The 25,907-nt window shown below is 42.6% G+C and carries 23 protein-coding genes; 8 read left to right on the top strand and 15 right to left on the bottom strand.

The annotated features are described in order from the left end of the window. Window positions 1-27: 27 nt before the first annotated feature. The 3 genes from L6494_RS02260 to L6494_RS02250 form a co-directional block, all read right to left on the bottom strand. Window positions 28-354: a XisI protein gene (locus L6494_RS02260; RefSeq protein ID WP_237991250.1), complete on the bottom strand. Its 327-nt coding sequence runs from the start codon at window positions 352-354 to the stop codon at window positions 28-30. Next, window positions 321-788, bottom strand: a complete 468-nt coding sequence (locus tag L6494_RS02255) for a XisH family protein (RefSeq protein WP_237991249.1) — start codon at window positions 786-788, stop codon at window positions 321-323. The genes L6494_RS02260 and L6494_RS02255 overlap by 34 nt, the downstream gene beginning before the upstream one ends. 83 nt (window positions 789-871) lie before the next feature. After that, window positions 872-3,982 (bottom strand): MFS transporter, encoded by a 3,111-nt coding sequence (locus L6494_RS02250; RefSeq protein ID WP_237991248.1) that lies wholly within the window; start codon window positions 3,980-3,982, stop codon window positions 872-874. 767 nt (window positions 3,983-4,749) lie between these two features. On the opposite strand from L6494_RS02250, the gene L6494_RS02245 reads away from it, so the two are divergent. Both L6494_RS02245 and L6494_RS02240 read left to right on the top strand, forming a co-directional pair. After that, a complete protein-coding gene (locus L6494_RS02245) occupies window positions 4,750-4,956 on the top strand; it encodes a chlorophyll a/b-binding protein (RefSeq protein ID WP_237991247.1) in 207 nt (68 codons plus the stop codon). A 142-nt stretch (window positions 4,957-5,098) separates the two neighbouring features. Then, window positions 5,099-5,302, top strand: a complete 204-nt coding sequence (locus L6494_RS02240; RefSeq protein ID WP_237991246.1) for a chlorophyll a/b-binding protein — start codon at window positions 5,099-5,101, stop codon at window positions 5,300-5,302. Window positions 5,303-5,357: 55 nt separating this feature from the next. On the opposite strand, the gene L6494_RS02235 is transcribed toward L6494_RS02240, so the two are convergent. Next, complete coding sequence (locus tag L6494_RS02235; RefSeq protein ID WP_237991245.1) at window positions 5,358-5,840, bottom strand: gluconokinase; 483 nt, start codon at window positions 5,838-5,840, stop codon at window positions 5,358-5,360. A 26-nt stretch (window positions 5,841-5,866) separates the two neighbouring features. Beyond that, the gene (gene sfsA / locus L6494_RS02230; protein ID WP_237991244.1) at window positions 5,867-6,592 is read right to left on the bottom strand and encodes a DNA/RNA nuclease SfsA; all 726 of its coding nucleotides are present in this window, start codon (window positions 6,590-6,592) and stop codon (window positions 5,867-5,869) included. A gap of 256 nt (window positions 6,593-6,848) precedes the next feature. Between sfsA and L6494_RS02225 the strand changes: the two genes are divergently transcribed. After that, window positions 6,849-7,517 carry a 2OG-Fe dioxygenase family protein gene (locus L6494_RS02225; RefSeq protein WP_237991243.1) on the top strand — a complete coding sequence of 223 codons (669 nt, stop codon included), beginning with the start codon at window positions 6,849-6,851 and terminating at the stop codon, window positions 7,515-7,517. A gap of 105 nt (window positions 7,518-7,622) precedes the next feature. Here L6494_RS02225 and L6494_RS02220 read toward each other — a convergent pair whose 3' ends face one another. Then, window positions 7,623-8,756, bottom strand: coding sequence for a DUF711 family protein (locus L6494_RS02220; RefSeq protein WP_237991242.1), 1,134 nt, complete (start codon window positions 8,754-8,756; stop codon window positions 7,623-7,625). A 95-nt stretch (window positions 8,757-8,851) separates the two neighbouring features. Between L6494_RS02220 and L6494_RS02215 the strand changes: the two genes are divergently transcribed. From L6494_RS02215 to L6494_RS02210, 3 genes are all read left to right on the top strand, one after another. Further along, window positions 8,852-10,123, top strand: coding sequence for a tetratricopeptide repeat protein (locus tag L6494_RS02215; RefSeq protein WP_237991241.1), 1,272 nt, complete (start codon window positions 8,852-8,854; stop codon window positions 10,121-10,123). Between the two features lie 290 nt (window positions 10,124-10,413). Beyond that, on the top strand, window positions 10,414-10,527 hold the full coding sequence (locus tag L6494_RS31100) for a PEP-CTERM sorting domain-containing protein (RefSeq protein ID WP_442947002.1): 114 nt from the start codon (window positions 10,414-10,416) through the stop codon (window positions 10,525-10,527). 243 nt (window positions 10,528-10,770) lie between these two features. After that, window positions 10,771-11,685 (top strand): hypothetical protein, encoded by a 915-nt coding sequence (locus tag L6494_RS02210; RefSeq protein ID WP_237991240.1) that lies wholly within the window; start codon window positions 10,771-10,773, stop codon window positions 11,683-11,685. A 206-nt stretch (window positions 11,686-11,891) separates the two neighbouring features. Here the strand turns inward: L6494_RS02210 and L6494_RS02205 are convergent, their stop codons facing one another. The 9 genes from L6494_RS02205 to L6494_RS02165 all read right to left on the bottom strand — a co-directional run bounded on the left by L6494_RS02205 (window position 11,892) and on the right by L6494_RS02165 (window position 19,686). Next, on the bottom strand, window positions 11,892-13,343 hold the full coding sequence (locus L6494_RS02205; protein WP_237991239.1) for a Ni/Fe hydrogenase subunit alpha: 1,452 nt from the start codon (window positions 13,341-13,343) through the stop codon (window positions 11,892-11,894). Between the two features lie 248 nt (window positions 13,344-13,591). Further along, window positions 13,592-14,206, bottom strand: coding sequence for a CP12 domain-containing protein (locus L6494_RS02200; RefSeq protein WP_237991238.1), 615 nt, complete (start codon window positions 14,204-14,206; stop codon window positions 13,592-13,594). A 121-nt stretch (window positions 14,207-14,327) separates the two neighbouring features. After that, a complete protein-coding gene (locus tag L6494_RS02195) occupies window positions 14,328-14,873 on the bottom strand; it encodes an oxidoreductase (RefSeq protein WP_237995758.1) in 546 nt (181 codons plus the stop codon). Between the two features lie 110 nt (window positions 14,874-14,983). Beyond that, on the bottom strand, window positions 14,984-15,580 hold the full coding sequence (locus L6494_RS02190) for a DUF3122 domain-containing protein (RefSeq protein ID WP_237991237.1): 597 nt from the start codon (window positions 15,578-15,580) through the stop codon (window positions 14,984-14,986). Between the two features lie 252 nt (window positions 15,581-15,832). Then, window positions 15,833-16,000, bottom strand: coding sequence for a hypothetical protein (locus L6494_RS02185; RefSeq protein ID WP_237991236.1), 168 nt, complete (start codon window positions 15,998-16,000; stop codon window positions 15,833-15,835). Beyond that, complete coding sequence (hoxU, locus tag L6494_RS02180) at window positions 15,988-16,704, bottom strand: bidirectional hydrogenase complex protein HoxU (protein WP_237991235.1); 717 nt, start codon at window positions 16,702-16,704, stop codon at window positions 15,988-15,990. The genes L6494_RS02185 and hoxU overlap by 13 nt, the downstream gene beginning before the upstream one ends. A gap of 89 nt (window positions 16,705-16,793) precedes the next feature. Then, window positions 16,794-18,416 (bottom strand): NuoF family protein, encoded by a 1,623-nt coding sequence (locus L6494_RS02175; RefSeq protein ID WP_237991234.1) that lies wholly within the window; start codon window positions 18,414-18,416, stop codon window positions 16,794-16,796. A gap of 116 nt (window positions 18,417-18,532) precedes the next feature. Then, complete coding sequence (gene hoxE / locus L6494_RS02170) at window positions 18,533-19,045, bottom strand: bidirectional hydrogenase complex protein HoxE (RefSeq protein ID WP_237991233.1); 513 nt, start codon at window positions 19,043-19,045, stop codon at window positions 18,533-18,535. A gap of 104 nt (window positions 19,046-19,149) precedes the next feature. Then, window positions 19,150-19,686 carry a universal stress protein gene (locus tag L6494_RS02165; RefSeq protein WP_237991232.1) on the bottom strand — a complete coding sequence of 179 codons (537 nt, stop codon included), beginning with the start codon at window positions 19,684-19,686 and terminating at the stop codon, window positions 19,150-19,152. Window positions 19,687-20,277: 591 nt separating this feature from the next. Between L6494_RS02165 and L6494_RS02160 the strand changes: the two genes are divergently transcribed. Both L6494_RS02160 and L6494_RS02155 read left to right on the top strand, forming a co-directional pair. Further along, a complete protein-coding gene (locus tag L6494_RS02160; RefSeq protein WP_237991231.1) occupies window positions 20,278-25,545 on the top strand; it encodes a response regulator in 5,268 nt (1,755 codons plus the stop codon). Continuing rightward, the gene (locus tag L6494_RS02155) at window positions 25,517-25,903 is read left to right on the top strand and encodes a response regulator (RefSeq protein WP_237991230.1); all 387 of its coding nucleotides are present in this window, start codon (window positions 25,517-25,519) and stop codon (window positions 25,901-25,903) included. Before L6494_RS02160 ends, L6494_RS02155 begins: the two co-directional genes overlap by 29 nt. Window positions 25,904-25,907: the final 4 nt, after the last annotated feature.

The raw sequence follows: 25,907 nt of genomic DNA, 5'->3' as shown, positions 1-25,907 counted from the left end.
CTAAGTTTTTTTCTTGTCTCCCTTGTCTCAATATCCAGTTGTGACAGCCTGTGATTGAGGCAAAAAAGCCCAAACTATATCCGCCTCTGGAATTCCTCTATTAATTAAATCTTGAGTAATACCAGTTTCCATGCCATCATATTCCACCCAAACTTTCCCATCTTGAATAGTGATATAAATCAAATTTCCTCTAACTCGTCGTCCCCTTTCCCAGCCTACCTGCATGAGTGCATAACGATTCTGGGTGTCATCAAATACTGTGTCTAGTCTAATTTCACCGTGAGAGGGACGAAAATTAGCGTATTTCTGAATGACTTGTTTTACAATGTTCCGATAAACCGTGTTGGTATCCATTGCTTGACCTCTGCCTTCTCTGTATCTACGATAAGCAATTTCATGGGTAAGTCGCTAATTACGAGTTGACCAATTGGTTCACTAAATATTTCTTCATAAGTGATATCTGTAATTGCCAGATATATTGCACGTTCAGGATCTACTTGATTGAGTAAGAGTTGGTAAAGAGTGTATTGACCAATTGCTTGTTCTAAATCAGCGATCGCAGACCGACCTCGAAATTCTTTAATCTCAATTGCAATTCTACTATTTTGGCGTTTAGCCCCAATGAATCTTGCTGTTAACTGCCTTGAAGTATTGCTTTCCGTTGCACCCAAGTCTACAAATAAAAATCGTTCACCATAGGATATGACAAAGGGATCGTCGGTAATTTCCCAGCCATCTTTGGTGATAGCTTGTTTAACAATACTGTGGATATTATCTCTTTGCGGCATGAATTGTTGATTTTTTACAGTTCCTATAAAAAAGCCTCCCATATTGAGGAGGCTGAAAATTAAGCGGAGACAAATTTATTCAACTACACCCAAACAACAGCGATCGCACCACCTAAAGCTGAGAAAATGGCGGAAACTATCGCTGTAGCGAATAACCACCAAGCGGCTGAAGCGGCGGCTTTGCGGGTTTCTTCTGCCTGTCTTTGGGCTTGATGTTTGACTTCTTCTAAACGGCGTTCAGCTTCATGTTGTAAGCGTTCGGCACGTTGTAACACTGTATTACGTGCGCGTTCAACTTGGTCAACAATCCGGTTAGCATCGGCTTCGGAAATATCTTCGCGTGAACTCATAATGGCTATGAGGGTATCGCGGTTGAAGGATGAGAGGCGATCGCGTAATGCGTCAAATCCTGCTTGGGGGTCTTCTAATAATGTGCGAACATCGTGTTTAACACCATCGTAATTGAGTTCGGGACGCTCTAAGGAGTTGAGATAGTGACGAATCCTTTCAAAAATTCCATCAATCACATCTTGAATGCGCCGTTGCATTCCCTGCACCTGTTCAACAAATTGATCGCGGACTGAGACGATATTATCTGCTATGCGGGCAGCTTCTTGATCGGTGATATCTTCGCGAATTTTTAGCAGAGCAATAATTGTACCACGGTCAAAATGTGACAGGCGATCGCTCAAATTTTCCATCCCTACGCCTGGATCATGCAGTAGTAACTGCACATCCCGCTTGATGCCTTCTGGGTTCAATTCTTCCTTGCCAGTATGCCGCAGATATGCCTCTAAATAAGCTTGGAAGTTCTGCACTCTTTGTTGGGTGCGGGTAGCTAGGCGACGGGGCGCACGCACAATGTTACGAATGGAAGTTTGCACAGAGTCAATCACTTCGTTGACTTGGGCTTCACTCAAGTCTTGGCGTTGACTGAGCAATTTTACCAAGGTATCTCTGTCTAAGTGCGATAACCTCTGACGGATGGCGACAACTCCCTCACTAGGATTCTCAAACAGTCGATTTAAATCCCGTTGAATCCCTTCTGGGTTGAGTTCTTCCTTGCCAGTTCTGCGTAAGTAATCGGCAATTGTTGTCGTTACAGAATCATATTGTTCTTTGGCTTTGTCTGCTATAGCTTGCGGCGCATGGCGGACACTGTGCCAAGATTCCTCAACAGTATGGATGATTTGATTAGCTTGGTCTTCGTTGATATCTTGCCGTTGACTCAGTAATTGTACTAGGGTATCACGGTCAAAACGAGATAACCGCGCCCCAATTGCCGTCATTCCGGCTTGGGGGTCTGCCAGCAAGGTTTGGAGGTCAGCCCGGATGGCATCGGGGTTTAATTCGGCTTTGTCGGTGTTACGCAGATATGCTTCGACATTTAGCCAGAGGGTTTCAGCTTGATATTTGGCTTGTTCTGCCAAGTTTTTGGACTCTACCAAACTGCGATCGCGTTGTCTTTCTAATTCATCTAAAATGCGATCAACTTCGTAGGATTGAATATCATTGCGTTCTAGCAACGTTTCTTGCATCTGTTGACGCTCAACTATAGCCAGTCGCCGTGATAGGGTTTCATAATCTGCTTCGTGGTCTGTTATTAAAGGCTTGAAATCTCGCTCAATTGCTTCTGGAGTTAAATCAGCCTTAGCCGTTACCAACAAATAACTGTTAACACGGCGTTGTAAGTCTTGGGATATCTCCCTTTCAGTTTCAGCAGTGACTATCACTAGCACTTCCTGACGCACCGCTTCCAGGCGATCGGCGATATGCTGAATTTGAGTTTGTGTCAGTAATCCCCGGTCTTGGAGAATATTCACAAAATCCTTGCGGGAAAGTCGTTCTAGTTCCCGTCGCACTGTACTAGGATCGGCGGCTGGATCGTAGATCACATCACGAAATTCTTGGGCAATTCTCTCCTCACTCAATTGCCAAGCATAGGTATTATGTAGATAGTTTTCTACATCAGCGCGAATCGGGCTGTAAGGTTGGGAAGGTGTAGGCAATCCTAATTTATCAGCTTGTGTTGTGGCTTTTGCTTTGGCTGTAGTCAAAGCGTGCCAGATTTTTTCCACATCTAAATCTGATAAATCTGCCCGTCCCAAAGCAATGCCAGTTAAAGCAGATATTGCTTGCTGGACTGTACTCTGAATCGGCCCTGGGGCTGTTTTTTGATCAGCTTCCTTCCCTGGACGCATTTCTGCCATTAACCGATCTAGTTTGGCATTGAGTTCATCGGTTTTCGTTTGTCCTGGTGGCATGGTTTTGAGATAGTTAACCAACTCACCCAGGTTGTTCTGCACAGGTTTTTGTTCACCTACAACTTGTTGCCAAACCTTGTATAGATTATCAGCGATGCGCTTGACATCTCGCTTCGACAGGTCTGTACGGCTGCTGACTAACTCAACGAACTTTTGGCGGTCAATCTGACGCAAATCAGGACTACCAGAAATTTCTCTCAGTTGTGGGTCTTGCAGTAAACTTTCAAATTCCCGGCGAATATGAGATACGTCTAATTCTGGTGGACGCAACTTTTCAATATAATCTTCTATGTTTTCTCGGATACTGATCGGGTCAATCGCACTACCTAATTCCCGACGCACCGCAGAAGCGGCGGCTTCTGCTGTCGATACAACTTGCTGATTGAAAGCTTTTGCACCAAGGGCGGCGGTAGCCGTTCCCATAATCGCCTGAAAACCAGAGGTGGCGGTGTGAACTACTGAACCAATTAACGAACCTACCGTAGTAGAACTCACCCACACCAATAATAAAAAGTATGCGCCCCAAATCACTAAACCTAGAATTGCTCCCAATCCCGGATCTAAAACCAACAGGCTCAACTTTACTGCGAGAAAAGCGGCGATTAATAAGGCGATGGTGACAGAGACTAATGTCCAAAGTCCCACCGCCGTGCCAATTTTGCGAATCGTACCGCCAAAACTGCCGCCTACTTCTGTACCTGAATCAGATGGACGACCCAAATAAGAAATCCCTGCGGCTACGGAGAGATTGGTTAATACTAATTGGAAAGCAAAAGCTAAAATCACTCCAGACAATAAAGCCACAAAAAAGCGCGGCCCAGCAGTCAGCAGTGATAATTGCGCTGGTGAGACCCCTGGTGGAGTAACGGGGATTTGTGCCACCCACAATAGAGGCTTGTAGAGTGCGAGTATATCTGTACTGTGAAACATTGTATTTCCTTGCGCTAATAATAATTGCTAAGTGCTGGGTGCTGAGTGGTAAAGGTGGATTTAAGCATAAATAAGCAAAATTCCACTCACTCATGACCAAGCCCCGTTGGGGCGGGTGTAGGGGTGTAGGGGGAAGAAAGAGCAGCCAACCTAACCCTTGGGTTAAAAGCCCTCCTCCTTGGGGCAACGGTGTTGGGCGGGGTTTCAATCCCCGTCCAACACCTTCAAACCCTACACCCTTACACCCTTACACCCTTACACCCCTAATGAATTAGGACTCAGCACTAAGTTAGTCAGTTTGTGAGTAGCAAGTGTATTTGATGTATGTATTTATGGCATTCCCTACAATTTTATTGTTAATATATAGAATGCTGAATTTTAATAGTTAAAATCATCTTCCCAAAGATTGAAATCATATCTGACGGGAGATAGAAGTTTATATTTTTAACCGCATTATTCTAAAGAGATTTACAAAAATGAGAGCAAAAAATCCTTATAAAACAAAGAATAATACATTTATTTTTTAATAATTGTTAGTGCCTTATTTATTTTGAGAAAGAGCCTGATGCTCCATGAGATTTTAATACCAATTTACATTTATTTACAAATAAGATGATCGTCACCTCCTCAAGGTGGATTTGACAATATCAAAATGTTTCCATTAATCGTCCATAAGAAGTGCTAAGAGATTGTATCTACCGACAGAAAGCAATTCGCCGATAGATAGCTAAAGTTAAGTTAAGTAACAAATTGTTAGGAGCAAAAAAATGGAAACTCGTTCTTCCACGAGTAAAATGCCAACAATTGCTACCGAATATAATGGACGCGATCGCAATGCGTTTTTATTTGGTTGGAATCCCCAAGCGGAAATTTGGAACGGTCGTTTGGCGATGATTGGCTTTCTCGCCTACTTGCTTTGGGATTTAGCAGGTTATAGCGTCCTACGGGATGTATTGCACCTCATTGGTTACTAACCGGACTTACGCAATCATTACGTATTTTCGTCATTGCGACCGTAAACAAGCAATCGCAAAGCTTTTATTTTCGTTGTGAGTGGGTAAATCCCAACTAAAACAAAGCTTTGAAAAACAGTTCTGAAATATTTAGGAGACAACAATGGAAACTCGTCCTTCTACAGATTTACCACCAGTTGCTAATGCTTACAATGGCATAGACCGCAACGCCTTTATCTTCGGCTTTAATCCCCAAGCCGAACTCTGGAATGGTCGTTTAGCAATGATTGGTTTTTTAGCTTATTTACTGTGGGATTTAGCAGGTTATAGTGTATTGCGTGATGTGCTGCACTTCATCCGATATTAATTTGCTAAGGGTTGGTAATGGGTAATAACTTCTTCCTAATTTCCAACTCCCAAGATCAACCAAAAATAGTCTTGAGAAAATTCACAATCTCTTCTGGGGGTTGTGAAATATCTATATGTATAGCGTTATCAGGCTCTTCAATGGTACGAAGCTGGCTGTTGAGGAGTTTTTCGCCCATGAAGTGATTTTGGCGTTCTTGTAGCCGTTTTTGGATAATTTTGTCTGCTCCTTTGAGGTAGACTACCTTAATGTCACTGCTATCCCCTACTAAAAATTGTCGATAGCTGGCTTTGAGTGCGGAACAGGCTAAAACTACATTTCTATTTTCTTGCAACCATTGCGCGATCGCATTTCGTATATCTTGCAACCAAGGTATTCTATCAGCATCATCCAGGGGAATACCCAGCCGCATTTTCTCAATATTTGCTGGCGAGTGAAAATCATCCGCGTCTAGAAATTCCCATCCCAAAGACTCCGCCAACAGTTTCCCGATGGTAGTTTTACCAGAACCAGCCACACCCATGATGAGAACTATCATTTTTTAAACGCAAAGTAACGCTGAGGTTAAATTTTGAGTTTAGCTAAACCTAGATAACGAATACCTTCAGGGGAAATATCGAATCTGCAAGGTAAGACCTCTAAACCCAGAGCGATCGCATCCCGTAATAACTTACCATACAGAGGATCAGCACTATCACCAGGGGCAAAGTCTGTACAATCACCCCGATTAATCAAGTACAGCATAACTGCACGGGTTTGGGGAAGCAGTGCAGTCAGTTCCCGTAAATGCTTTTGTCCCCTGGTAGTTTCGGTATCAGGAAATAGTGCTAAAGTCCCTTCACACCAAGTTGTATTTTTCACTTCTAAATAAATCGGGCGTTCTGCGTCAGTCCCCGTCAACAAGAAATCTACTCGGCTTTTTTTATCATGTCCATAAACTACCTCGCCTTTAATTTGGCTATAGTTACCCAATTCCGGGAACAGGTACTGTCCTAAAGCTAACTTCACTATCCGATTTGGCAAAGCTGTATTCACACCTACCCAAGTCGGCTGATTATCGTGTACCTGAATTAGTTCTAGAGTGTAAGCCAATTTGCGGTTAGGATTATCGCTTTTAGAAAGTTGTACCGCACTCCCAATAGTTGATACTCCAGTCATTGGGCCAGTATTAGGACAGTGTGCTGTAACTACTTCCCCAGTATCTAACTGCACATCAGCAAAAAAGCGTTTGTAGCGTTTTAGCAAAACACCAGGATACAGAGGCGGATAACAGTAAAGCCAATCAGTCAAGTCGCTTCGCTCCAATTCAAAATTCAAAATTCAAAATTGTGGTGACAAAACATTCTCCCAGATTTCCAGGTTCGTAGTAAGGACTTTAGTCCTTATATTTTGAGGACTAAAGTCCTCACTACTAACAGCGCATATCATGATATGACAACTTTGGTACGATGATTGACCACAATTTAATAAAAAGTAGCATATACTCGGTGTTATAACCCTCCCAGAAAAAATCGGGAGATTAATAAAATGCAAGGAAAAACATCCTATGCAACAAGTAGGGAAAATTACGGAATTAGAATATGCTTTTCTATTTACCTTGAGAAAAGTAAATTCTATTAATACAGAAGATTTTCAACCATTCTTTAATAATTTACCCTTAGATCCTTATATTAAAGGCAACTACCGTTCAAGAAGACTATCACGGTTTACAGTAGTCGGTGATAAATTACATAAATTGCCTCATGGCTATCTTTTTCAAAGTAAAGAATACAACCCCTTAGTCGGCGACATTAAAAGAGAGTTCGCTGACATAGAAGATACCATGATAGAACTTGATAGTTTTCAAAAGTTAGTGTTGGCATTTAGTGATTCTTGTAAACTACATCCAGAAGCAGAAATTGGAGTGCATCAAATTAGAACGACTTGTTCCCCTGATAGTTTTGGCAATCCTGCACCTGAAGGTATCCATCAAGATGGTACTGATTTTATTGGGATTTTCTCTGTGAATCGAGACAATATTCAAGGTGGAGAGACACATTTATATACTGCTAAAAAAGAGAAGCCTATATTTAGTAAAGTTCTTCATCCAGGGGAATTATTATTAGTCAACGACCATGATTTTTTCCACTTTACCACGCCAATTAAACCCCAGATTGAAGCTCAAGGTATTAGGGATGTGTTTGTATTAACTTCCCCCAGTTTATTGACTGATTGAAGGAAGAAACAAAGAACCCCACCCCCAACCCCCTCCCCGCAAGCAAGGAGGGGGCTATAATATACCTTATATGATTAGGAAACGCTATACAATTTATAAACAATATCAATTAACTGCAAATATTTGACAATCCACAAGATAGGGGGAATTGAAATCAGTCATTTTCCCAGCTTTTTTATTGGGGATAGGAAATAATCTGGCGGATAGTGGCTTGTTGAGTTTAAACGCTAAAGTCGTCATATCAATTAATATGGCTGCAATTTGTTCTATAGAAATATCCCCAGGAATGGGTACAGTATCTAATCCACAGCCACAAACGGATGAATACAATAATAAATTTGTAATATCATAAGTTTTCTCATTCGCTCTAGTTGCTAAACCAATATCTTCACAAACTGGTAGCATTAAGCCAGAATAGCCACAGGTTTTTACTGGTATACTTTTTAAAACCCGCGTTAGCATTCCAGAAATTGCTAAAGTTCCGGGATTGCCAAATTTGCCATCTAGTAATTTTTCATAGGCGAAAGCGATACTATTTTCTTTATCTAAAGATGGTGCAAGAGAGGTGTCTATACCATGAAATTTTATAGCGAATTGGGCAGATATTTTTTCTGCGATCGCCGCCACTTGTTTAACTTCTTGCTCTAAAATTATTTGCAGCTTATTTTCAGCATCTTTAATATCATCAGCTTCCGAAAATGCCTGCATTACCAAATCAGCCAACTCTAAACCAATCGCAAAAGATGTTTCCCCTACATGGTACGATGTCGGGAAAAAGGGGATACCAGGTGGACAGTTAGCCCCAGCACAGAAGCGAAAATTACCATAACCATTTTCACTCTCTTGGGAGATGCGTTTAATAACTTTAGCTGATTCTTTGGCGTTTTCAAAGTTCACAACAATTTTACTTGAACAGTAAACTATTGATGTATTTTTATTGATTTCAGGAATTATATCTATGGTTTCAGGAGTGCTAGCATAACCAATATTAAAAAAGCTGATATCTAAATTTTGACAAAATTCTTCTAAATTTTTTATTTCACTGATAATTTCAGTCTGAGATAACCCTGAGAGATATTCTTCCCAGGGGTTAGTAGCAATTCTAGTTGTTTGGACTTCGTAACCTTGTTGTGCAAAAATTACCTGGGCTTGTTGGTTAAAATCAGCAGCTATTTTTAGCTTGGCTGTTTCTTGTGGAGAATCAAGTGATATACCTGTAGTGATAGTTCTAATTTTCATAGTTTAATTTTCTTAGGGATTAGGAATAATTGAAAATCACGGTGAATACTTAAGATATAGGGCTAAGAACTAGCTGAGTTGGGTAAACAACAGTGATGAATAACAACTTTTACGATCAGGGACTAGAGAAAGCCAAACAAAAAGACTATGCTGGCGCAATTGAGGACTTTAGCCGGGTTATACAATTAACTCCTTATTATGTCGAAGCTTACTTAAAACGGGGTTTAGCATATTATGACTCAGGTGCAATTCTTCAGGCTGTTTCAGATTATACTGAAGCCCTCAAGATAAATCCTGAGAGTGTGGAAGCATACCACTGTCGTGCTTTAGCAAGATTAGCACTGAAAAATTTACCAGGGGCGTTAGAAGATGTAGACAAGGCGATTCATTTGAATATAAATTATGCTGCTGTCCATGACTTACGGGGGATAGTGCGGCGCAAACAGGGGTATATTCAAGATGCGATCGCTAGTTTTAAAAAAGCCGCAGATTTATATTTACAACAAAAAGATACAGAAAATTGTCGTCTGTGCTTAGAACGAATTAAACAGCTACAACCCGCGCAAAAACCCGTTACACAGTCAGTCATTACTAAAAGTGCGCCGATTCCATCCGTTAACGACTATTTTACTCAGCTACTCGCCAAAGCCGAAAAGGGAGACACCCGCCAAGCCATTGCTGATTTAAATTGGATATTACAGGCTGATTCTCAAGATGCACAGGCTTATTGCTGTCGGGGAGTGGTGCGGTGCAAAATGGGGAATTATCGAGAAGCGATCGCCGATTTTAACCAAGCCTTACAATTAAACTTTCAAGATGCGATCGTCTATCGTAACCGAGGTAAAGCTCGTTCTTTATTGGGAGATCATCAAGGTGCGATCGCGGATTTTAATCAAGCCATCCAAATACAACCCCAAGATGCCTTAGCTTATGTTGCCAGAGGTAACACCTATCGAGCAATGGGTAATTATATCGGTGCAATTGCTGACTACGCCCACGCCTTGCAAATTAACCCCAATGATGCCCAAGCTTACTACAATCGCGGCATTACTTATACTTTTTTAGAAGAAATGCAAAATGCTGTAGAAGACTATCAAAAAGCAATCAGTATTTTTTGTGAACAAGAAGATTGGGAAAATCATCAACAAGTCTTAGATAGCCTCAAACAAATTCAGAAATCTGTTCCCGAAGCCAAACAGCAAAAATTTAACATCCTACGTCAGCGACTTTTACGCCTCGTTGGAGGATATTGGGAACTTGCACAAAGATTAATTGAACAGAAGAAAGATTATTATCCAGGGATGACAGAAGAATGGTATATGCAAAAAGTAATTGATGATTTAGAACGCGATATTCGTAATTCTTAATTCCTAACAATGCTCCCCCCGCTACGCCACCATAATTTGTAATAGACCTCTTGCATAAATACTTAAGCTGTCATGTTGAGCGAAGCGAAACATCTCATTTTCGGACTTTTGCAATAGGTCTAATAATGAAAAATGTAGAAACCTAAAATTTATTTATAGGGTTGAAATTTATCAGTAATTTAGTAGTGTGGGCAAAGGCTAATCTAGTTATCTTTTTATAATACAATCATAGTTTTTATGTAAAGTCTAAGTAATTTACACGATATATCGAATAACTTATTTACAAGTAAATTACATTTATTAGTATCGATGATCCTCAAGCTGTTCCAGAACCAGCTACCCTACTTGGCTTAGGTTTAGCTGTCGGTGGAATGGTCATTTCTCGCCGTCGTCATTCACGCTAATAACCAGCCATGCGTTGTACTAGTAGTTCTAATTGAAGAAATGAGCCGATACAAACCGGGTTTCTTCATTTGTGTGGGCTATAAGTTAATAAATTAAGCCAAAAAATCAACAATTGTAGTTTGGTTTTCAAGTTTGTATCTGTTAGTTAACTTTAGAAAAAGTTTGCGTAATTATATCTTGTCTGCTTGATTATTTGGAGTATAACTGGAATCGTCCTGCTTCTACTATTTCAGCAAAATCAAATGTTCCGTTCAAAAGTAACTAAAATTGCTACGTTGGCTTTAGGCGTTTTGACCTTTAGCTATATTTCTAATTTGTCAATCACTCAGCAAGCGATTACAATGAAATCGGCTCAGGCTGCCAGCGACTACTGTGGCCCAAATAACAGTCAGGCAGCACGGGCTGCGGCGAAGTTTTTCCTATTTCCTTATAACAAAACCTTTGATCCTGCGTGTAAGCAGCATGATATTTGTTATGCCACGTTGAGGCAATCAGGTAAAACTAAGGAAAAGTGTGAAGAGGAATTTCGGAAGAACCTCTATAAGATTTGTGAAGATCGCTCTCTCTCTCAAAAAGTTAGTCAGGATTTGTTTGGTTATGTCACAAATCCCAAGCTATGGGGTGGGGTTGGCATGACTGGGCCTTGTAAGCGTCAGGCGGATTATGCTTATTGGGCGGTGAGTCAATTTGGTGAAAAGGCCTTGGGCGATCAAGCTATTCACAGCGTGAAAGTTGTTAGTGTTAGGGCTAATCGCATTTATGATCGCTGGAGTGATGATGAACTTAAGGTATGTGTCAAAGTCCGTAACGACGGTAACTTAGCTACAGAGTGGGATCTGGTACTATTGGATAAAAAAGGTGCGATCGTGGATACTGAGCCAGACACCTACGAACGCAATATCAAAGTAGGTCAAACTGACGAAGAATGTGTCACCACCAGAGGTAGCAGATATTCTATTTCTGATTTAGGAAGTAATGCACAACTAGTAGTGCGGATGGATGATTACCCCGGTGTAGCACCATTTGCAGTTGTTGCTCAAATCTCAGTGCCAACTACACGCAAACGGGATGAATTTACAGCTGTATCTTACAGTCATCAGAGCCGGATAGAGGCATACAAACAATTGTTGCAGATTAAGTCTAGCAGTAATAGATGACTTAAATCAGTTATCAGTTATCAGTTATCAGTTACCAGGCGTATCGGCGTAGGTTTAAACCCGCCACCAACGCACTCCACCAATGGGTGGGGGACTTCAACCCAGGGTGTAAAAGAAACTGGTCACTGGTCACTGGTCACTGGTCACTGTTAAAAGATTTTAATCTAGTATTTTTTTAGCAGTGCCAACCCACATTCGGCACTGCTTTAGATGCGGGAAAGTTGATCAACAACACTACCATCGGCGGCGACTAATTGAATTTGTAATGGCATTTGTCCGGCGGCGTGGGTGGAACAACTTAAACATGGGTCAAAAGCCCGAATCCCTGCCTCGACACGGTTGAGCATCCCTTCAGGAATTTCTGTACCTTGAATAAAATGTCTGGCAATTTGAGCAACTGTACGATTCATCGCCAGATTATTTTGACCAGTAGCAATAATTAAATTAACTTTTTGCAACAAGCCATTTTCATCTACTTGATAATGATGAAATAATGTACCTCGTGGTGCTTCACTCACACCAACGCCTTCTAATTGATTCACGCCAGCTTCTGCACGCAATCGATTTGATAGTATATCTGGGTGATCAAGAAAAATTTCGATGTATTCAATACAGGCGAGAATTTCAATTAAGCGGGCATAGTGATAGAAAAATGAGGATGTGACTGTACCTTGAGCGTGTTGGCGAAATTCCCGCAATTCTTTATCTGCTAGAGGCGTACCAATAGAACTACAAATATTTAAACGTGCTAGCGGCCCTACCCGATACATTCCACTATCTAAACGGCAATGACCGTTATCGTCTGGATAACCCAAGGGGCGATAATAAGGTGATTTTAAATAGGAATCTGGTTGGACTGCTTCCCCAATAAATTCTTGATAGCGGGTGGGGTCAAGTTTATCAGCAATAATATTACCGCCACTATCAACAAATCGGATATGTCCGTCGTAGGTTTCCCATAAACCGTCAGAGGTAACTAAACCCATAAACAAGCTAGGGAAGTTACCAAAGGTTTGTACTTCTTTTTGATAGTCTTTCAGTAATCCCTTGAATTTCTCCAAAGCATTGAAAGTAGTAGCTTTTGCTTCCGGGATGCGCTGCTGAATGTGGGTGCGTGCTTCGGGTTTTAGGGGTTCTCTGACACCCCCAGGAACAGCCCAAGCTGGGTGAATTTTTGCCCCTCCCAATAATTCAATAATTTCTTGTCCAAATTGACGCAGACGAATCCCACCACGAGCTAATTCTGGTTCGGCGGCGATTAAGCCAAACACATTGCGTTTTGCGGGGTCACTATCCATACCCAGTAATAAATCTGGTGCGGTGAGGTGAAAGAAACTCAGAGCATGGGATTGGATAATTTGCCCCCAATTCATCAGACGACGGAGTTTAGCTGCAACTGGGGGGATGGTAACTGCTAAAATGCGATCGCCTGCTTTTGCTGAAGCTAATAAGTGACTGACTGGACAAATACCACAGACACGGGCTGTAATTCCAGGCATTTCCCACATTGGGCGACCTTCACAAAACTTTTCAAAGCCACGAAATTCGGTGACATGAAACCGCGCATTACTAACTTGTCCGGTATCGTCTAAGAAAATACTAATTTTCGCGTGGCCTTCAATCCGGGTAACGGGGTCGATGACAATTCTTTTAGACATAGGTGATAGGTGACAGGGGACAGGTGATAGGTGACAGAGAGTATAAGAGAGCAGAGGTGCAAGAGATAATTTTTTATCACTCAGCACTCACTACTCAGCACTCACTACTCAACACTCACTACTCAACACTCACTACTCAACACTCACTACTCAGCACTCACTACTCAACACTCACTACTCAGCACTCAACACTCAGCACTCAGCACTCAGCACTCAGCACTCACTACTCAGCACTCACTACTCAGCACTTAAAGATCATAAAGTCTGGCTTCTAGTGCTTCTGGGTATTCGTCACAGTAATCTTCAAAGGCGGTTTTATCAATTTTTTCTGCTCTTTGGTGGGCGATTTCTGATTGCAGTTCCTCGACAACATCCCACGCGGCGGCGCATTCTTCGGAACGGATACCTTTTTGACTACAAATAGTGCGGGCTTGTTGAATTTCTTCTTGTAACTGTTGCTCTAGAACAATTGTTCGGGGTAGTTCGAGAAACTTACTGTGAGCTAGAATGTCAGTCAGGGAAATGATACCCAATAACTCGCCTTGGATAACGGGCGCTCTGTGTAAATGATAATCGGCGAATAGTCGAGCTACATACTCTAAACCAAGGTCTGGATTAATGGCGATGCAAGGTTTGGTCATCACTTCGTAGACTCTGACTTTACCAGGGTCTTTACCATAAGCAATGACTTTATACACAATATCGCTCTCGCTAATAATGCCGTAAGCATCTTGTTCATGGCGACGATCTACAATTAAGGCTCGCCAGTCTCTAGCACGCATTAATTTTACTGCTTCGGCTACAGTGGCGGAACTGCGAATAGTTGCCACATCTTTTGTCATTACATCGGCTGCTTTTAACATAATTACCCTGGGTTGGAAAGGTGATAGGTGACAGGTGACAGGTGACAGGTGATAACAGGTGGAAATAGAGGAGCAAGGAGGTAGAAATTATTCAATTTTGAATTTTTAATTGATATGCCAATTACCCAAACTTAATAAACTCGCGTCCAGCTAAATGTGGCATTTCTCCGCGCAATAGTGGTTCTAAGGCGGCGCGAATGCGTGTGGCTGAGGGTGGACAACCGGGTAAATAAATGTCAACGGGGACTACGGTATGTACGGGTGTTACTTGATCTAGTAATTGGGGAACAATACCGGGTTCGTGGGGAATTTGAGGATAAAGATCAGCTGTTTGGATGTAAGAACGTTCTAGAACTAGTTCAGCACTACCCAACGGATTACGTAAACTTGTGACATTACCAGTTACAGCACAGTCACCAAAGGAAATTAATACTTGAGAACGTTCCCTGACTATCTGGATGGTTTCTAAGTGTTCTTCATTAGCGATCGCACCTTCTACCAATACCACGTCTACACCCTCTGGATATTCTTTAATATCTGCAAAGGGACTAAACACTATATCTGCTTGGGCGGCTAAATCAATCAGCCATTCGTCTAAATCCAGAAACGACATATGACAGCCAGAACACCCGCCTAACCATACTGTTGCTAATTTCAAGCGAGACATAATAATTCGTAATTCGTAATTCGTAATTCGTAATTCGTAATTTGGGGACTGGACGGGACGGTAACTAATGCCCACTCAGCACTCAGCACTCAAGACTCAGCACTCAGCACTCAAGACTCAGCACTCATAACTCTGTGCCATTCTTGGACGACGCGTTGGGGGACGTTGATGTTGATGGAGCGATCGCCAGGTAAAGGTATGCTCAAGGTTAGGGGTTCTTGTGGTAGTTGGGGCAAGATATCCTGAAAGTCATACTGGCCAATAGTTGGGGCTGGTGCTTCATCTAAGAAAACATCGGCAGCATTTAAGACTTTACCTGTGGCTGTGGAGATTTTTAAGGGTTGGGGATGAATTAGTTCCGCAGAACCAGGAAACCCTACTAGGCGCAGATTTAAAGTTTGAGCTTGACCGGGATAAACTTGTTTAAACAGGACAACTTGCCAAACTTTTCCTGACTCATCAGCTAATTTTGTTTGTGAGCGATAGAGAATTTCTGCTGTTGCTGTTTCTTGTTGATCGACAGCTGCAATTACTGTTTCTGTATAGAAGCTTCCTAAACCCAGGAACATAAAAATCGTCAGTATCCCCAAAAGTAGCAGCCACCAGAAAATACTTTTGAAAGAAGTCGGTGACAGACACATAGGTGAAATCGACTGAATTTTCTTGTTCCGGTTGTGCTTGTTCGTTTTTCGGCTGATTTTCGACATCAGATTCACCTCCTAGTATTGGTGAGAATGAAGAATGAGGAGAGGGGGAAAAAAGGTAGAAATTTCTTCTTGTCTTCCTTGTCCCCATTGCCCATTCCCTATCGTACCTATGCTGAGAACCTCCGGCTTTTAGCCGGGGGATGAAAGCTATCCGTCTGAAATATCCAAGCATTTTAGTTTTACTAGATTTCTGGTAAAATCTCACTCATGATGTTGGTGAAAAACCCATAACAAAAAAACATCATGATTTAATTAAAAGTAGCCGCACAGCCAAGTAATTGGTCGAGGCGGGTAGGACTGTTTGAGCCAGTCAAAGCCTGGAAGGGCAGAACAAACATTGCGTAGTCTGCTTATAGCAGGCGTAGCAATATCAGTTCGGAATCCTGGTTTTTCAAAGCCAAGAAAGTTCAAAGATTCCATTGCTGTTTTTCCCGTGCGGTAACTAAAAAATCGAGTTTGGCGCGATCGCGTTTCATTTCGCCGACGCTAGAGCCTTGGTAGAATAGCGCACCTGTGGGACAAGCATTTACGCATTTACCGCAGGAGGTACAAGTTTGGGAAGTTCCCCAAGGTTGGCTCAAGTCGGTAATCACGTGGGAGTTTGTCCCCCTTCCTGCCATATCCCAGGTATGTGCGCCTTCTATCTCATCACATACACGGATGCAACGAGTACAAAGAACACAACGGTTATGATCAAGACCGAAGCGATCGTGAGAGACATCAACTTTGCGATCGGCGAAATGATAGGCTAAACGCACATGATCCATCCCCATCTCAATGGCTAGGTCTTGTAATTCACAATTACCGTTAGCTACACACACCGAGCAGATGTGATTACCTTCGGCGAATAACATTTCGATAATTGTACGACGATAACTTTGTAGGCGATCGCTATTAGTCATCACTTCCATACCTTCAGAAACTTTCGTTACACAAGCAGGAAGCAACTTATTCATCCCAGCAATTTGCACCAAACACAGCCGACAAGCACCCACATCTCCCACACCCTCTAAATGGCACAGTGTGGGAATATGAACACCCGCTTCTTGCGCCGCCTGTAATACCGTTTCTTCCTCTCGTGCGCTGACTAATTGTCCATCTATAGTTAGGGTTTTTACAGACACGTCACTTCGCTCCGAATTCAAAATTCAAAATTAGAAAAATCCTAGAGATTTGGAAAAATTTTCCCTTGTCTCTTCTCTTCCACTACTCCCTACTCCCCAATCAACTCCAAATACTCCTCCTGGAAGTAGCGTAGGGTGCTGAATACGGGGTTGGGTGCAGACTGGCCTAAACCGCATAGGCTGGTGTGTTTTACCATGTCGCATAGTTCTTCTAGGAGTTGTAAATCAGAGTGTGATGCTTTACCTTCGCTAATTTTGGTTAATAATTTATGTAACTGGACAGTTCCAACTCGGCAAGGAATGCACTTACCGCAGGATTCATCCATGCAAAATTCCATGAAGAAGCGGGCGACATCTACCATGTTAGTAGTTTGATCCATGACGATCATCCCACCAGAACCCATCATTGAACCTAGACTGGTCAAGGATTCATAGTCTACAGGAGTATCAAAAGCGGCGGCGGGAATACATCCCCCAGAAGGGCCACCTGTTTGTACTGCTTTCGCCATACCACCATCGGGAATACCACCCCCCATTTGTTCAACTATTTCTCGTAAGGAAGTACCCATTGGCACTTCAATTAAACCTGTGTTGCGAATTCTCCCAGCGAGTGCAAATACTTTTGTACCTTTGCTTTTAGCAGTACCGATACTAGCAAACCAATCAGCACCTTTACGGATAATAGGTGCAATATTAGCAAAGGTTTCGACGTTATTAATTAAAGTAGGATGTCCCCATAAACCAGATTCAGCCGGATAGGGGGGACGTGGGCTAGGAAGACCGCGCTTACCTTCGATAGAAGCCATGAGAGCAGTTTCTTCACCGCAAACATAAGCCCCTGCACCGATGCGGATATCAATTTTAAAATCAAAGGGAGAGTCAAAGATTTTACTACCTAAAATACCGAGGCGTTGAGCTTGATTAATGGCAGTTTGTAAGCGTTTGATCGCGATGGGATATTCTGCCCTTACATATATATAACCTTGACTTGCACCAACAGCATAACCTGCGATCGCCATTCCCTCTAATACTCGATGGGGATCGCTCTCTAGTACACTCCTATCCATAAACGCCCCAGGATCTCCCTCATCGGCGTTACAAATAACAAATTTGCGCTCTCCTTTGGCCTTAGCCACCGTCGCCCATTTCAAACCCGTAGGATAACCTGCACCACCCCTTCCCCGCAAACCACTGCGGCTAATAGTATCCACAACCTCAACTGAGGTCATATCCCGCAGGACATAATAGAGAGCCTGATAACCGCCAGTAGCAATGTAAGATTGAATCCGTTCTGGGTCAATTTTGCCACTATTCTCTAAAACAATTGGCATCTGGTGTGTAAAAAAAGGCTGTTCTAAATCCACTACCGACAGATGTGACTCTTTTCCTTTCAGCGTCTCAATAATCGCAGGTGCATCTTCAGGAGTAACTTTTTCATAAAGGTTATCTGTTAAAGATTTGGACTCGTCGTTCCCAGTTCCTACTCTCTCAACTTCCACCAAAGGCCCCTGACAACACAAGCGCATACAACCCACGCCAGAAACTTGTACTTCTGTCTCCAAACCTTCTGCTTTTACAGATGCTTCTAATTGTTGTTTAACAGCTTGGGAGTTAGCCGACAGACAACCAGCCGCCGTACAGCAACGAATTTGTACTGGTTTGGCTTGAGAACGTTCTTGTCGAGAGATACCTAATAATTCAGTCAGTTCCATGTTTCCTCCCAACTCTCCAAAAGAAGACACCTCACCTCTCTACCAATTCAAAATTCAAAGTTAACAATTCCCTGTCCCCTGTCCCCTGTCCCCTGTCCCCTGTCACCTGTCACCTGTCACCTGTCACCTATTTTCAGCCACCCTTGTACACGTTCAGCCACTGATTCGGGAGTTTGATGTCCTAAAACTGTCCCATCAAACACTACCGCCGGCGCAATACCACAAGCACCCAAACAGCGTGCTGTGAGTAGTGATAATTGACCATCAGCAGTAGTTTGCCCAGCGTGGATGTGAGTTAATTGTTCTATATTTGCCAAAATTGCTTGAGAGCCTTTGACATAACAAGCCGTACCTGTACACACGACACAGCTATGAGTGCCGTGTGGTGCTAAGGTAAACAAATGATAGAACGTTGCTACCCCATAGACTCGACTAGGCGGTAACTTCAGGCTATGGGCGATATACAGCAGTAAATCATTTTCTAAGTAGCCAAAGAGTTCTTGAGCCTTATGGAGAATTTCAATCAGTGCATCTTGTTGATACTGATGACGCTTGAGAGTTGCGTCTAGCATCTTCAATCGTTTATCTCCACTAGGATGAGTCTGATTTGGTGGTGATATAGTTTTCATTGGGAATGAGGCAAAAAAAGTCAAAAATCAAAAGTCAAATGAAGAAGTCAAAAGTTAAAAAACTATTTTTTGTCTCCTCTGCTTGCTCTGCTCCCCTACACCCTCTACGCTGATATTGCTTGGGGTTTTTGCGAGTCTTCTGGAATAGTTGCTTGTTCCTTCAATGGACAATGGACTATGTGAACTGAACAAGGCGCATGGTGCAGGACATAGTTACTTACACTACCCAGAAAGAATTCTTTCAACCCGCCTAGACCCCTGTGTCCCATGACGATTAAATCAGCATCCCAATTTGTGGCTAATTTACAAATTGTGCGTCCAGGACTACCCAAGATTTGTTGAAATTGTGTGGTGACTCCTGCTGTGTTGGCTTTAGCACTGTAGGATTGCAATATTCTCACACCTTCATCTTTAAAGCGATCCCATTCTTTTTGATATACCTCAAAGCTTTGACCGCTTAGTCCTGGATAGTAGTCATAATTAGACACCATCGGGATGTTAGGACTTCCATCTTCTTCTGGTGACAAGATGTGTACTAACAGCAAGTTACCTTGGGTGGCTTTTGCTAAAGCTAATGCTTGCTCAAAAACCTGTTCTCCCATTTCCGAGCGATCCAATGCGACTAAAATGTTTTTCAACATATACACCTCTGTGAGGTTTTTAGTTTTAAAAGTGAGTTCTTTTAGTAGTTAGTTTTAGTGACAGGTGATAGGTGACAGGTGGTAAGGAAGAAAGTAACTAATGCCTAATGCCCACACAGCATTCAGGACTCAGGACTCAGGACTCAGGACTCACCACTCACCACTCACTCCTTTGCCTCTCATCATTGTTTATACGACAACAATTTGAGGAACTTGTGAAGAAAGCCATAACTCGTATCGGAGTTTTGTAAGGAACAATATCCCAAATTTCTTTAATCCATCTGGGTTTTGTGGTTTCTATTCATTCGTGAGAACCAAGAAACCGGGGTTCTGAAGTCTCGCAATTTTCATAACCTTAATTAAGTTAAGTGTGAGTGCCGTTTTTTTTGACAAAAACTTCTCTCCAGTGATATATTTCTATACCCACATCATCTATTTCTAAAGATTGATAAATGTTGATATTTATTAAATAATATTAATTATCAGGAGATATATCATCTAAAATATTTTTGAATCGCCAATATTAATACTTTAATTTTTCACAGCTAGAAAAATATTTCAGGTTAATTATTTATTAAATCTTAATTTAATATGAAAATTTTAATTGTAGAGGATGACGAATTAAATGCCTATGCACTGAGTGCCGTTCTCACAAATCAAAACTATGTGGTGGAAGTTGCTGCTGATGGTAATGCTGGTTGGGATTTAATTGAAACTTATGACTATGATTTAATTCTCTTAGATGTAATGCTGCCCAAGCTAGATGGAATAAGTCTTTGTCGGCAAATTCGCTCTAGTGGCAGACAAATGCCAATTCTGTTGTTGACAGGTTGTGATAGCGGTCACGAAAAAGCTATTGGCTTAGATGCGGGTGCTGATGATTATGTAGTCAAACCATTTGATCAAGAAGAATTAGTAGCCCGGATACGTGCGCTATTACGACGCAGTGGGACAATATCACAACCAATCTTAGAATGTGGCGATTTACAGCTTGATCCTAGCAGTTGTGAAGTCACTTATAAACAAAATTTGCTATCACTAACACCCAAAGAATATGCTCTGTTGGAGTTATTTTTGCGAAACCGTCGCCGGGTGTTTAGCTGTAGCATGATTCTAGAACATCTCTGGTCTTATGAAGATACTCCCGGTGAAGAAGCAGTCCGCACCCATATTAAAGGATTGCGAATGAAGTTGAGAAATGCGGGAGTGTCTGGGGATTTAATTGAAACGGTTTACGGAATTGGTTATCGACTCACATCACAGGAGCAGGGGAGCAGGGGAGCAGGGGAAAAGAAAAAATCTTATGGTAAGTCTCAGTCTGAATCAACGCTGACAGGAATAGCGGCAATTTGGGAGAAATTTTATGGCCGGGTGGATGAACAAGTTAGAGTTCTAGAGCAAGCTGCAACAGCACTGAGTCAAGAGGCTTTAAACTCAGAATTGCGGTTACAAGCAAGACAAGAAGCTCATACATTAGCGGGTTCTCTCGGTACGTTTGGTTTACCGGAAGGCTCAAAGTTAGCACGCAAAATTGAGCAGGTGTTGAAATTAGACACAACCTTGACACCAACAGAAATTAGCAAAGTGCAGAAGTGGGTGAAGTTATTGCGCCAAGAAATTGCAGCGCAAAAACCAGCCGGAGATTCTTCAACATCTACGACTAGTTCACTTCCCTTAGTGTTGGTAGTTGATAGTGATGCTGCTTTAGCTGAACAGTTAACGCAAGCATCGGCTGGAGGGCAATTACAATTCACTACTGCTACCAGTCTAGAGCGAGCTAGAAATATACTGTACCAAGAGCATCCTAGTGTAGTTCTGCTTGACCCTAATGTTACTGCCCATCAAGAAGATAGCTTACATTTTTTAGCCGAACTCGCCCAACGGAAACCACCTGTACCAGTGGTAGTTTTTACAGAACAGACAGATTTTCAGCACCGCTTGCAACTAGCGCGTCAAGGTGAACATACCTTTTTACAAAAACCTCAAGCTACAACCGAAGTTTTAGAAGCGATCGCTAAAATCATACAACAAGTTCCCAATGGCGCAGCCAAAGTATTAGCTGTAGACGATGACCCCAAAATTCTCGCCTTATTGCAAACTCTCCTCCATCCTTGGGGGCTAAAAGTCATTACCCTAGATGATTCCCGCCGTTTTTGGGAAACATTAAAAGCCGAAACTCCAGACTTGTTAATTCTGGATGTGGAAATGCCACATACCAATGGGATAGAACTCTGTCAAGTAGTCCGTAACGATGCCCAGTGGAGTGAGTTACCGATACTATTTCTCACAGTCCACAGCGATGCCGAAATCGTCAATCAAGTCTATAGCGTAGGTGCTGACGATTTTGTCAGCAAACCCATCGTCGGGCCGGAATTAGTAACGCGCATTATTAACCGCCTAGAAAGGGTGAAACTATTAAGGCGGGTAAGTCAAAAGGAAGTAGGAGGTAGGGTAGAATTTCTACCCCTGCCCCCTGCCCCCTGCCCCCTGCCCCCTGCCCCCAGCCCCCTGCCCCCTGCCCCCAATCCCTTCTTCACCGACGGACGCGCCATATTTGATGCTGAACCAGAGTGCGTCACAATTGTGGGGGCTGATGGTAGGGTGTTGGAAATTAACCCGGCGTGTTTGGCAACATTAGAGGCAGATAACGCCGCCGCCGTGGTGGGTAAATCTGTGTATGATCTGATTATCCCCGAATACCAACAGGCATTTCGTCAACTCAATGAGAGTGTTTGTCAAGGTCAAAAAGGTAGTCTGGAATTTGAGATAATCACTTGTCGGGGTCATCGTCGCTGGATGGAAACTCACTCTGTCCCTTTACGTAACGCCGCAGATGGTAGCTGGGTACAGTTGGCAATTACGCGGGATATTACCAATTACAAACAAGTCCAGGCAGAAGTTCAGCGCGTCAATCGCACATTGCAAACCTTGAGTGGCTGCAATCAAGCATTAGTTCGTGCTAACAATGAAGACGATTTCCTGCATCAAGTTTGCGACATTTTCATCAAAGTTGGTGGTTATCGCCTCGCTTGGGTAGCCTACGCTGAACATAACACTCAAAAAGATATTTATCCAGTTGCTCAAGCAGGCTACGAAGATGGATATCTGCAATCTCTCCATTTAACTTGGGCAGACACAATTCGCGGTCAAAGTCCCACGGGAACAGCCATCCGTACAGGCAAAACTACAATTATTCAAAATATTTTGGCTGATTCTCGGTATGAGATTTGGCGTTGTCAAGCTATGAGTCAGGGTTATGCTTCTTCAATTGCTTTACCGTTAATAGCTAATGGTCAAGCCTTTGGGGCATTAAATATTTATGCGGCTGAAGCAGATGCTTTCGATGTGAATGAGGTGAAACTCTTACAAGAACTGACAGCAGATTTAGCTTATGGCATTTTAGCATTACGCAATCAGCGCGATCGCCAACGAGCCGAAGCAGCCCTCAAAGACAGTGAAGAAAGTCTAGCCTTAGCCATAGAAGCAGTTAACTTAGGGATTTGGGACTGGAATCTCACCACCAACCAAATTACTTGGTCTGATGGTCATGCTCGGTTATTTGGCATGAAACCTAGTACCTTCAATGGTTCTTATGAAACCTTTAAAAACTGTGTTTTGCCAGCAGATTGGCCTGGTTTAGAGCAAGCATTTCAGGATGCCCAGCACCAAAAAACTGATTATAATCATGAATTCCGCGTCGTCTGGCCTGATGGTAGCATTCACTGGATTGAGGGAACAGGTAAACTTTACTACAACGAAGTAGGGGAAGCTGTACGAATGCTGGGTACAGTCAGAGATATCAGTAATCGCAAGCAAATCGATGCTGCCCTACAAGCCGCTAATAACGAACTAGAGTTAAGAGTAGCAGAACGTACTGTGGAACTAGTGAATGTCAATCGCCAGCTACAATCACAACTCGACGAACGCCAACGCATAGAAGAAGCACTGCGGATTTCCCAAATCAGATTGGCACGCATTTTAGATATTGCTGACGATGCCATTATTTCCATTGACGCTAGCCAAAAGATTACCATCTTTAACCAGGGTGCAGAGAAAATTTTTGGCTACTCTGCCGAAGAAATTATCGGACAGCACCTGAATGTCCTCTTACCCCAGCGTTTTGCTGAGGCACATCGTCAACACGTTTCTGGCTTTGGACAATCTCCCAGCTTGGCGCGACGCATGGGGGAACGGCGGGAAATATATGGTTGTCGCAAGGATGGGACGGAATTTCCCGCAGAGGCTTCGATATCAAAGCTGCACATGGATAGCGAGGTATTCTATACAGTAATCTTACGTGATGTTACAGAACGCAAACAAATCGAGCGGATGAAAGATGAGTTTGTGTCTGTAGTCAGCCATGAACTGCGTACACCCCTGACCTCAATTCACGGCTCATTAGGAATGCTCACCAGTGGTTTGTTACAGGCAGACTCAGACCAAGGTAAACGCTTGCTACAAATTGCCACCGATAGCACAGAACGCCTAGTCCGTCTAATTAATGACATCCTCGACATCGAAAGAATTGAGTCAGGTAGGGTGAAAATGGAACGAGAAACCTGCAACCTAACAGACTTGATTGAGTCATCTGTAAGTATTATGCAGCCCTTGGCGAATAAAGCCGGAGTTAAACTATCGATTGATAGCTCATCAGTAGAATTATGGGTAGATCCGGATCGGATTGTGCAAACTATCACTAATCTGCTGAGTAATGCCATAAAATTTTCTACACCGGAAAACACCGTCTGGTTAGTAGCTAAACAATACGGTGATGAAGTCTTACTGACAGTCAAAGACACCGGACGCGGTATTCCCTCTGACAAAATCCATAGTATCTTTGAGCGGTTTCAACAGGTAGATTCCTCAGATTCACGCAACCATGAGGGTACAGGTTTAGGCTTGGCTATTTCCCAGAGTATCGTCCAACAGCATGGAGGACGGATTTGGGTAGAAAGTGTTGTAGGGGATGGTAGCACTTTTTACTTCACACTGCCAATTTTACCAATTCCTCAAAACGTAGAATTATTAGACTCATCTACTCCCCATTCCCTAATCCCCAGTCCCCAGTCCCCTCTAGTCTTAGTTTGTGATGATGATGCTGTTATTCGCCTAGAACTGCAAACTCTCCTAGAAAAAGGGGGATACCGAGTGGTAACTGTAGGTAATGGAGAAGAAGCGATCGCCATAGCAACTAGCCAACACCCCGATGTTATTGTACTAGATTTACTCATGCCAGGGATGAATGGTTGGGAAACAATGGCACGATTAAAGGAACAAACTGAAACTCAAGATATTCCCATTGTGATTTGCAGTGTCTACAAGCAAAACACCAATAGCCAATCAAATGCAGATTTTGTCGATTGGGTGAGTAAACCAGTCCAAGAAAGCCATTTGTTACACTCCCTCAGACAAGTCATTGCTAAATTCTCCCATCGAGTTCGCATTCTGATTGTTGAGGATGATCCTGATTTAGTGGAACTACTGATTACTGTATTTGAACGTCATGGGATTGAAACCTTCTATGCCAAAACCGGGAAAGAAGCAATTCACCTCAGTCAAGAAGTTAACCCTGATTTGTTAATCCTGGATTTGATTTTACCAGAAACTGATGGGTTTACAGTAGTCGATTGGTTACAAAAACATAATCATCTGTGTAATATTCCCTTAGTAGTATATTCAGCCCAAGATTTGGACGAATCAGAGCGTAAAAGACTTAAACTAGGAGATACAGAGTTTTTAACTAAAGGACGTGTCACCACCCAAGAATTTGAACAACGAGTCATAGAACTACTGCAACGAATTACTCACAAACAAAAAGAGGACAGCCATCATGAAAACCAAGCGAATTCTAGTGGTTGATAACGAGCAGTATATTCAAGAAGTCGCCAAAGTCTGCTTAGAAACAGTAGCAGGTTGGGAGGTGGTGACAGCCAGTTCTGGTCAAGAGGGTATTAACCAAGCTGAGACTTTCCAACCAGATGCTATTCTCTTAGATGTGATGATGCCTGATATGGATGGAATCGCTACCTTTGAGAAACTGCAAGCCAATCCAGCCACCAAGGCAATCCCCGTAATTTTATTAACCGCCAAAATACAAGCCTCTGACCGTCGCCGCTACTCTCAATTGGGAATGATAACAGCGATCGCAAAACCTTTCAATCCCCTAGAATTAGCCGGTCAGGTAGCTACAGCACTAGGTTGGAATTTGGATAAATAATCAG

The sequence above is a fragment of the Nostoc sp. UHCC 0870 genome (genome assembly GCF_022063185.1).
Classification (GTDB): domain Bacteria; phylum Cyanobacteriota; class Cyanobacteriia; order Cyanobacteriales; family Nostocaceae; genus Trichormus.
The sequence above is the reverse complement of the archived record's forward strand: the minus strand, read 5'-3'. Positions and strand labels throughout refer to the sequence as shown.

Coding starts and splice junctions, on each gene's coding strand:
- L6494_RS02260 (WP_237991250.1), bottom strand. CDS start 354: ATGGATACCAACACGGTTTATCGGAACATTGTAAAACAAGTCATTCAG.
- L6494_RS02255 (WP_237991249.1), bottom strand. CDS start 788: ATGCCGCAAAGAGATAATATCCACAGTATTGTTAAACAAGCTATCACC.
- L6494_RS02250 (WP_237991248.1), bottom strand. CDS start 3,982: ATGTTTCACAGTACAGATATACTCGCACTCTACAAGCCTCTATTGTGG.
- L6494_RS02245 (WP_237991247.1), top strand. CDS start 4,750: ATGGAAACTCGTTCTTCCACGAGTAAAATGCCAACAATTGCTACCGAA.
- L6494_RS02240 (WP_237991246.1), top strand. CDS start 5,099: ATGGAAACTCGTCCTTCTACAGATTTACCACCAGTTGCTAATGCTTAC.
- L6494_RS02235 (WP_237991245.1), bottom strand. CDS start 5,840: ATGATAGTTCTCATCATGGGTGTGGCTGGTTCTGGTAAAACTACCATC.
- L6494_RS02225 (WP_237991243.1), top strand. CDS start 6,849: ATGCAACAAGTAGGGAAAATTACGGAATTAGAATATGCTTTTCTATTT.
- L6494_RS02220 (WP_237991242.1), bottom strand. CDS start 8,756: ATGAAAATTAGAACTATCACTACAGGTATATCACTTGATTCTCCACAA.
- L6494_RS02215 (WP_237991241.1), top strand. CDS start 8,852: ATGAATAACAACTTTTACGATCAGGGACTAGAGAAAGCCAAACAAAAA.
- L6494_RS02210 (WP_237991240.1), top strand. CDS start 10,771: ATGTTCCGTTCAAAAGTAACTAAAATTGCTACGTTGGCTTTAGGCGTT.
- L6494_RS02205 (WP_237991239.1), bottom strand. CDS start 13,343: ATGTCTAAAAGAATTGTCATCGACCCCGTTACCCGGATTGAAGGCCAC.
- L6494_RS02200 (WP_237991238.1), bottom strand. CDS start 14,206: ATGTTAAAAGCAGCCGATGTAATGACAAAAGATGTGGCAACTATTCGC.
- L6494_RS02195 (WP_237995758.1), bottom strand. CDS start 14,873: ATGTCTCGCTTGAAATTAGCAACAGTATGGTTAGGCGGGTGTTCTGGC.
- L6494_RS02190 (WP_237991237.1), bottom strand. CDS start 15,580: ATGTCGAAAATCAGCCGAAAAACGAACAAGCACAACCGGAACAAGAAA.
- L6494_RS02185 (WP_237991236.1), bottom strand. CDS start 16,000: ATGGAATCTTTGAACTTTCTTGGCTTTGAAAAACCAGGATTCCGAACT.
- L6494_RS02175 (WP_237991234.1), bottom strand. CDS start 18,416: ATGGAACTGACTGAATTATTAGGTATCTCTCGACAAGAACGTTCTCAA.
- hoxE (WP_237991233.1), bottom strand. CDS start 19,045: ATGAAAACTATATCACCACCAAATCAGACTCATCCTAGTGGAGATAAA.
- L6494_RS02165 (WP_237991232.1), bottom strand. CDS start 19,686: ATGTTGAAAAACATTTTAGTCGCATTGGATCGCTCGGAAATGGGAGAA.
- L6494_RS02160 (WP_237991231.1), top strand. CDS start 20,278: ATGAAAATTTTAATTGTAGAGGATGACGAATTAAATGCCTATGCACTG.
- L6494_RS02155 (WP_237991230.1), top strand. CDS start 25,517: ATGAAAACCAAGCGAATTCTAGTGGTTGATAACGAGCAGTATATTCAA.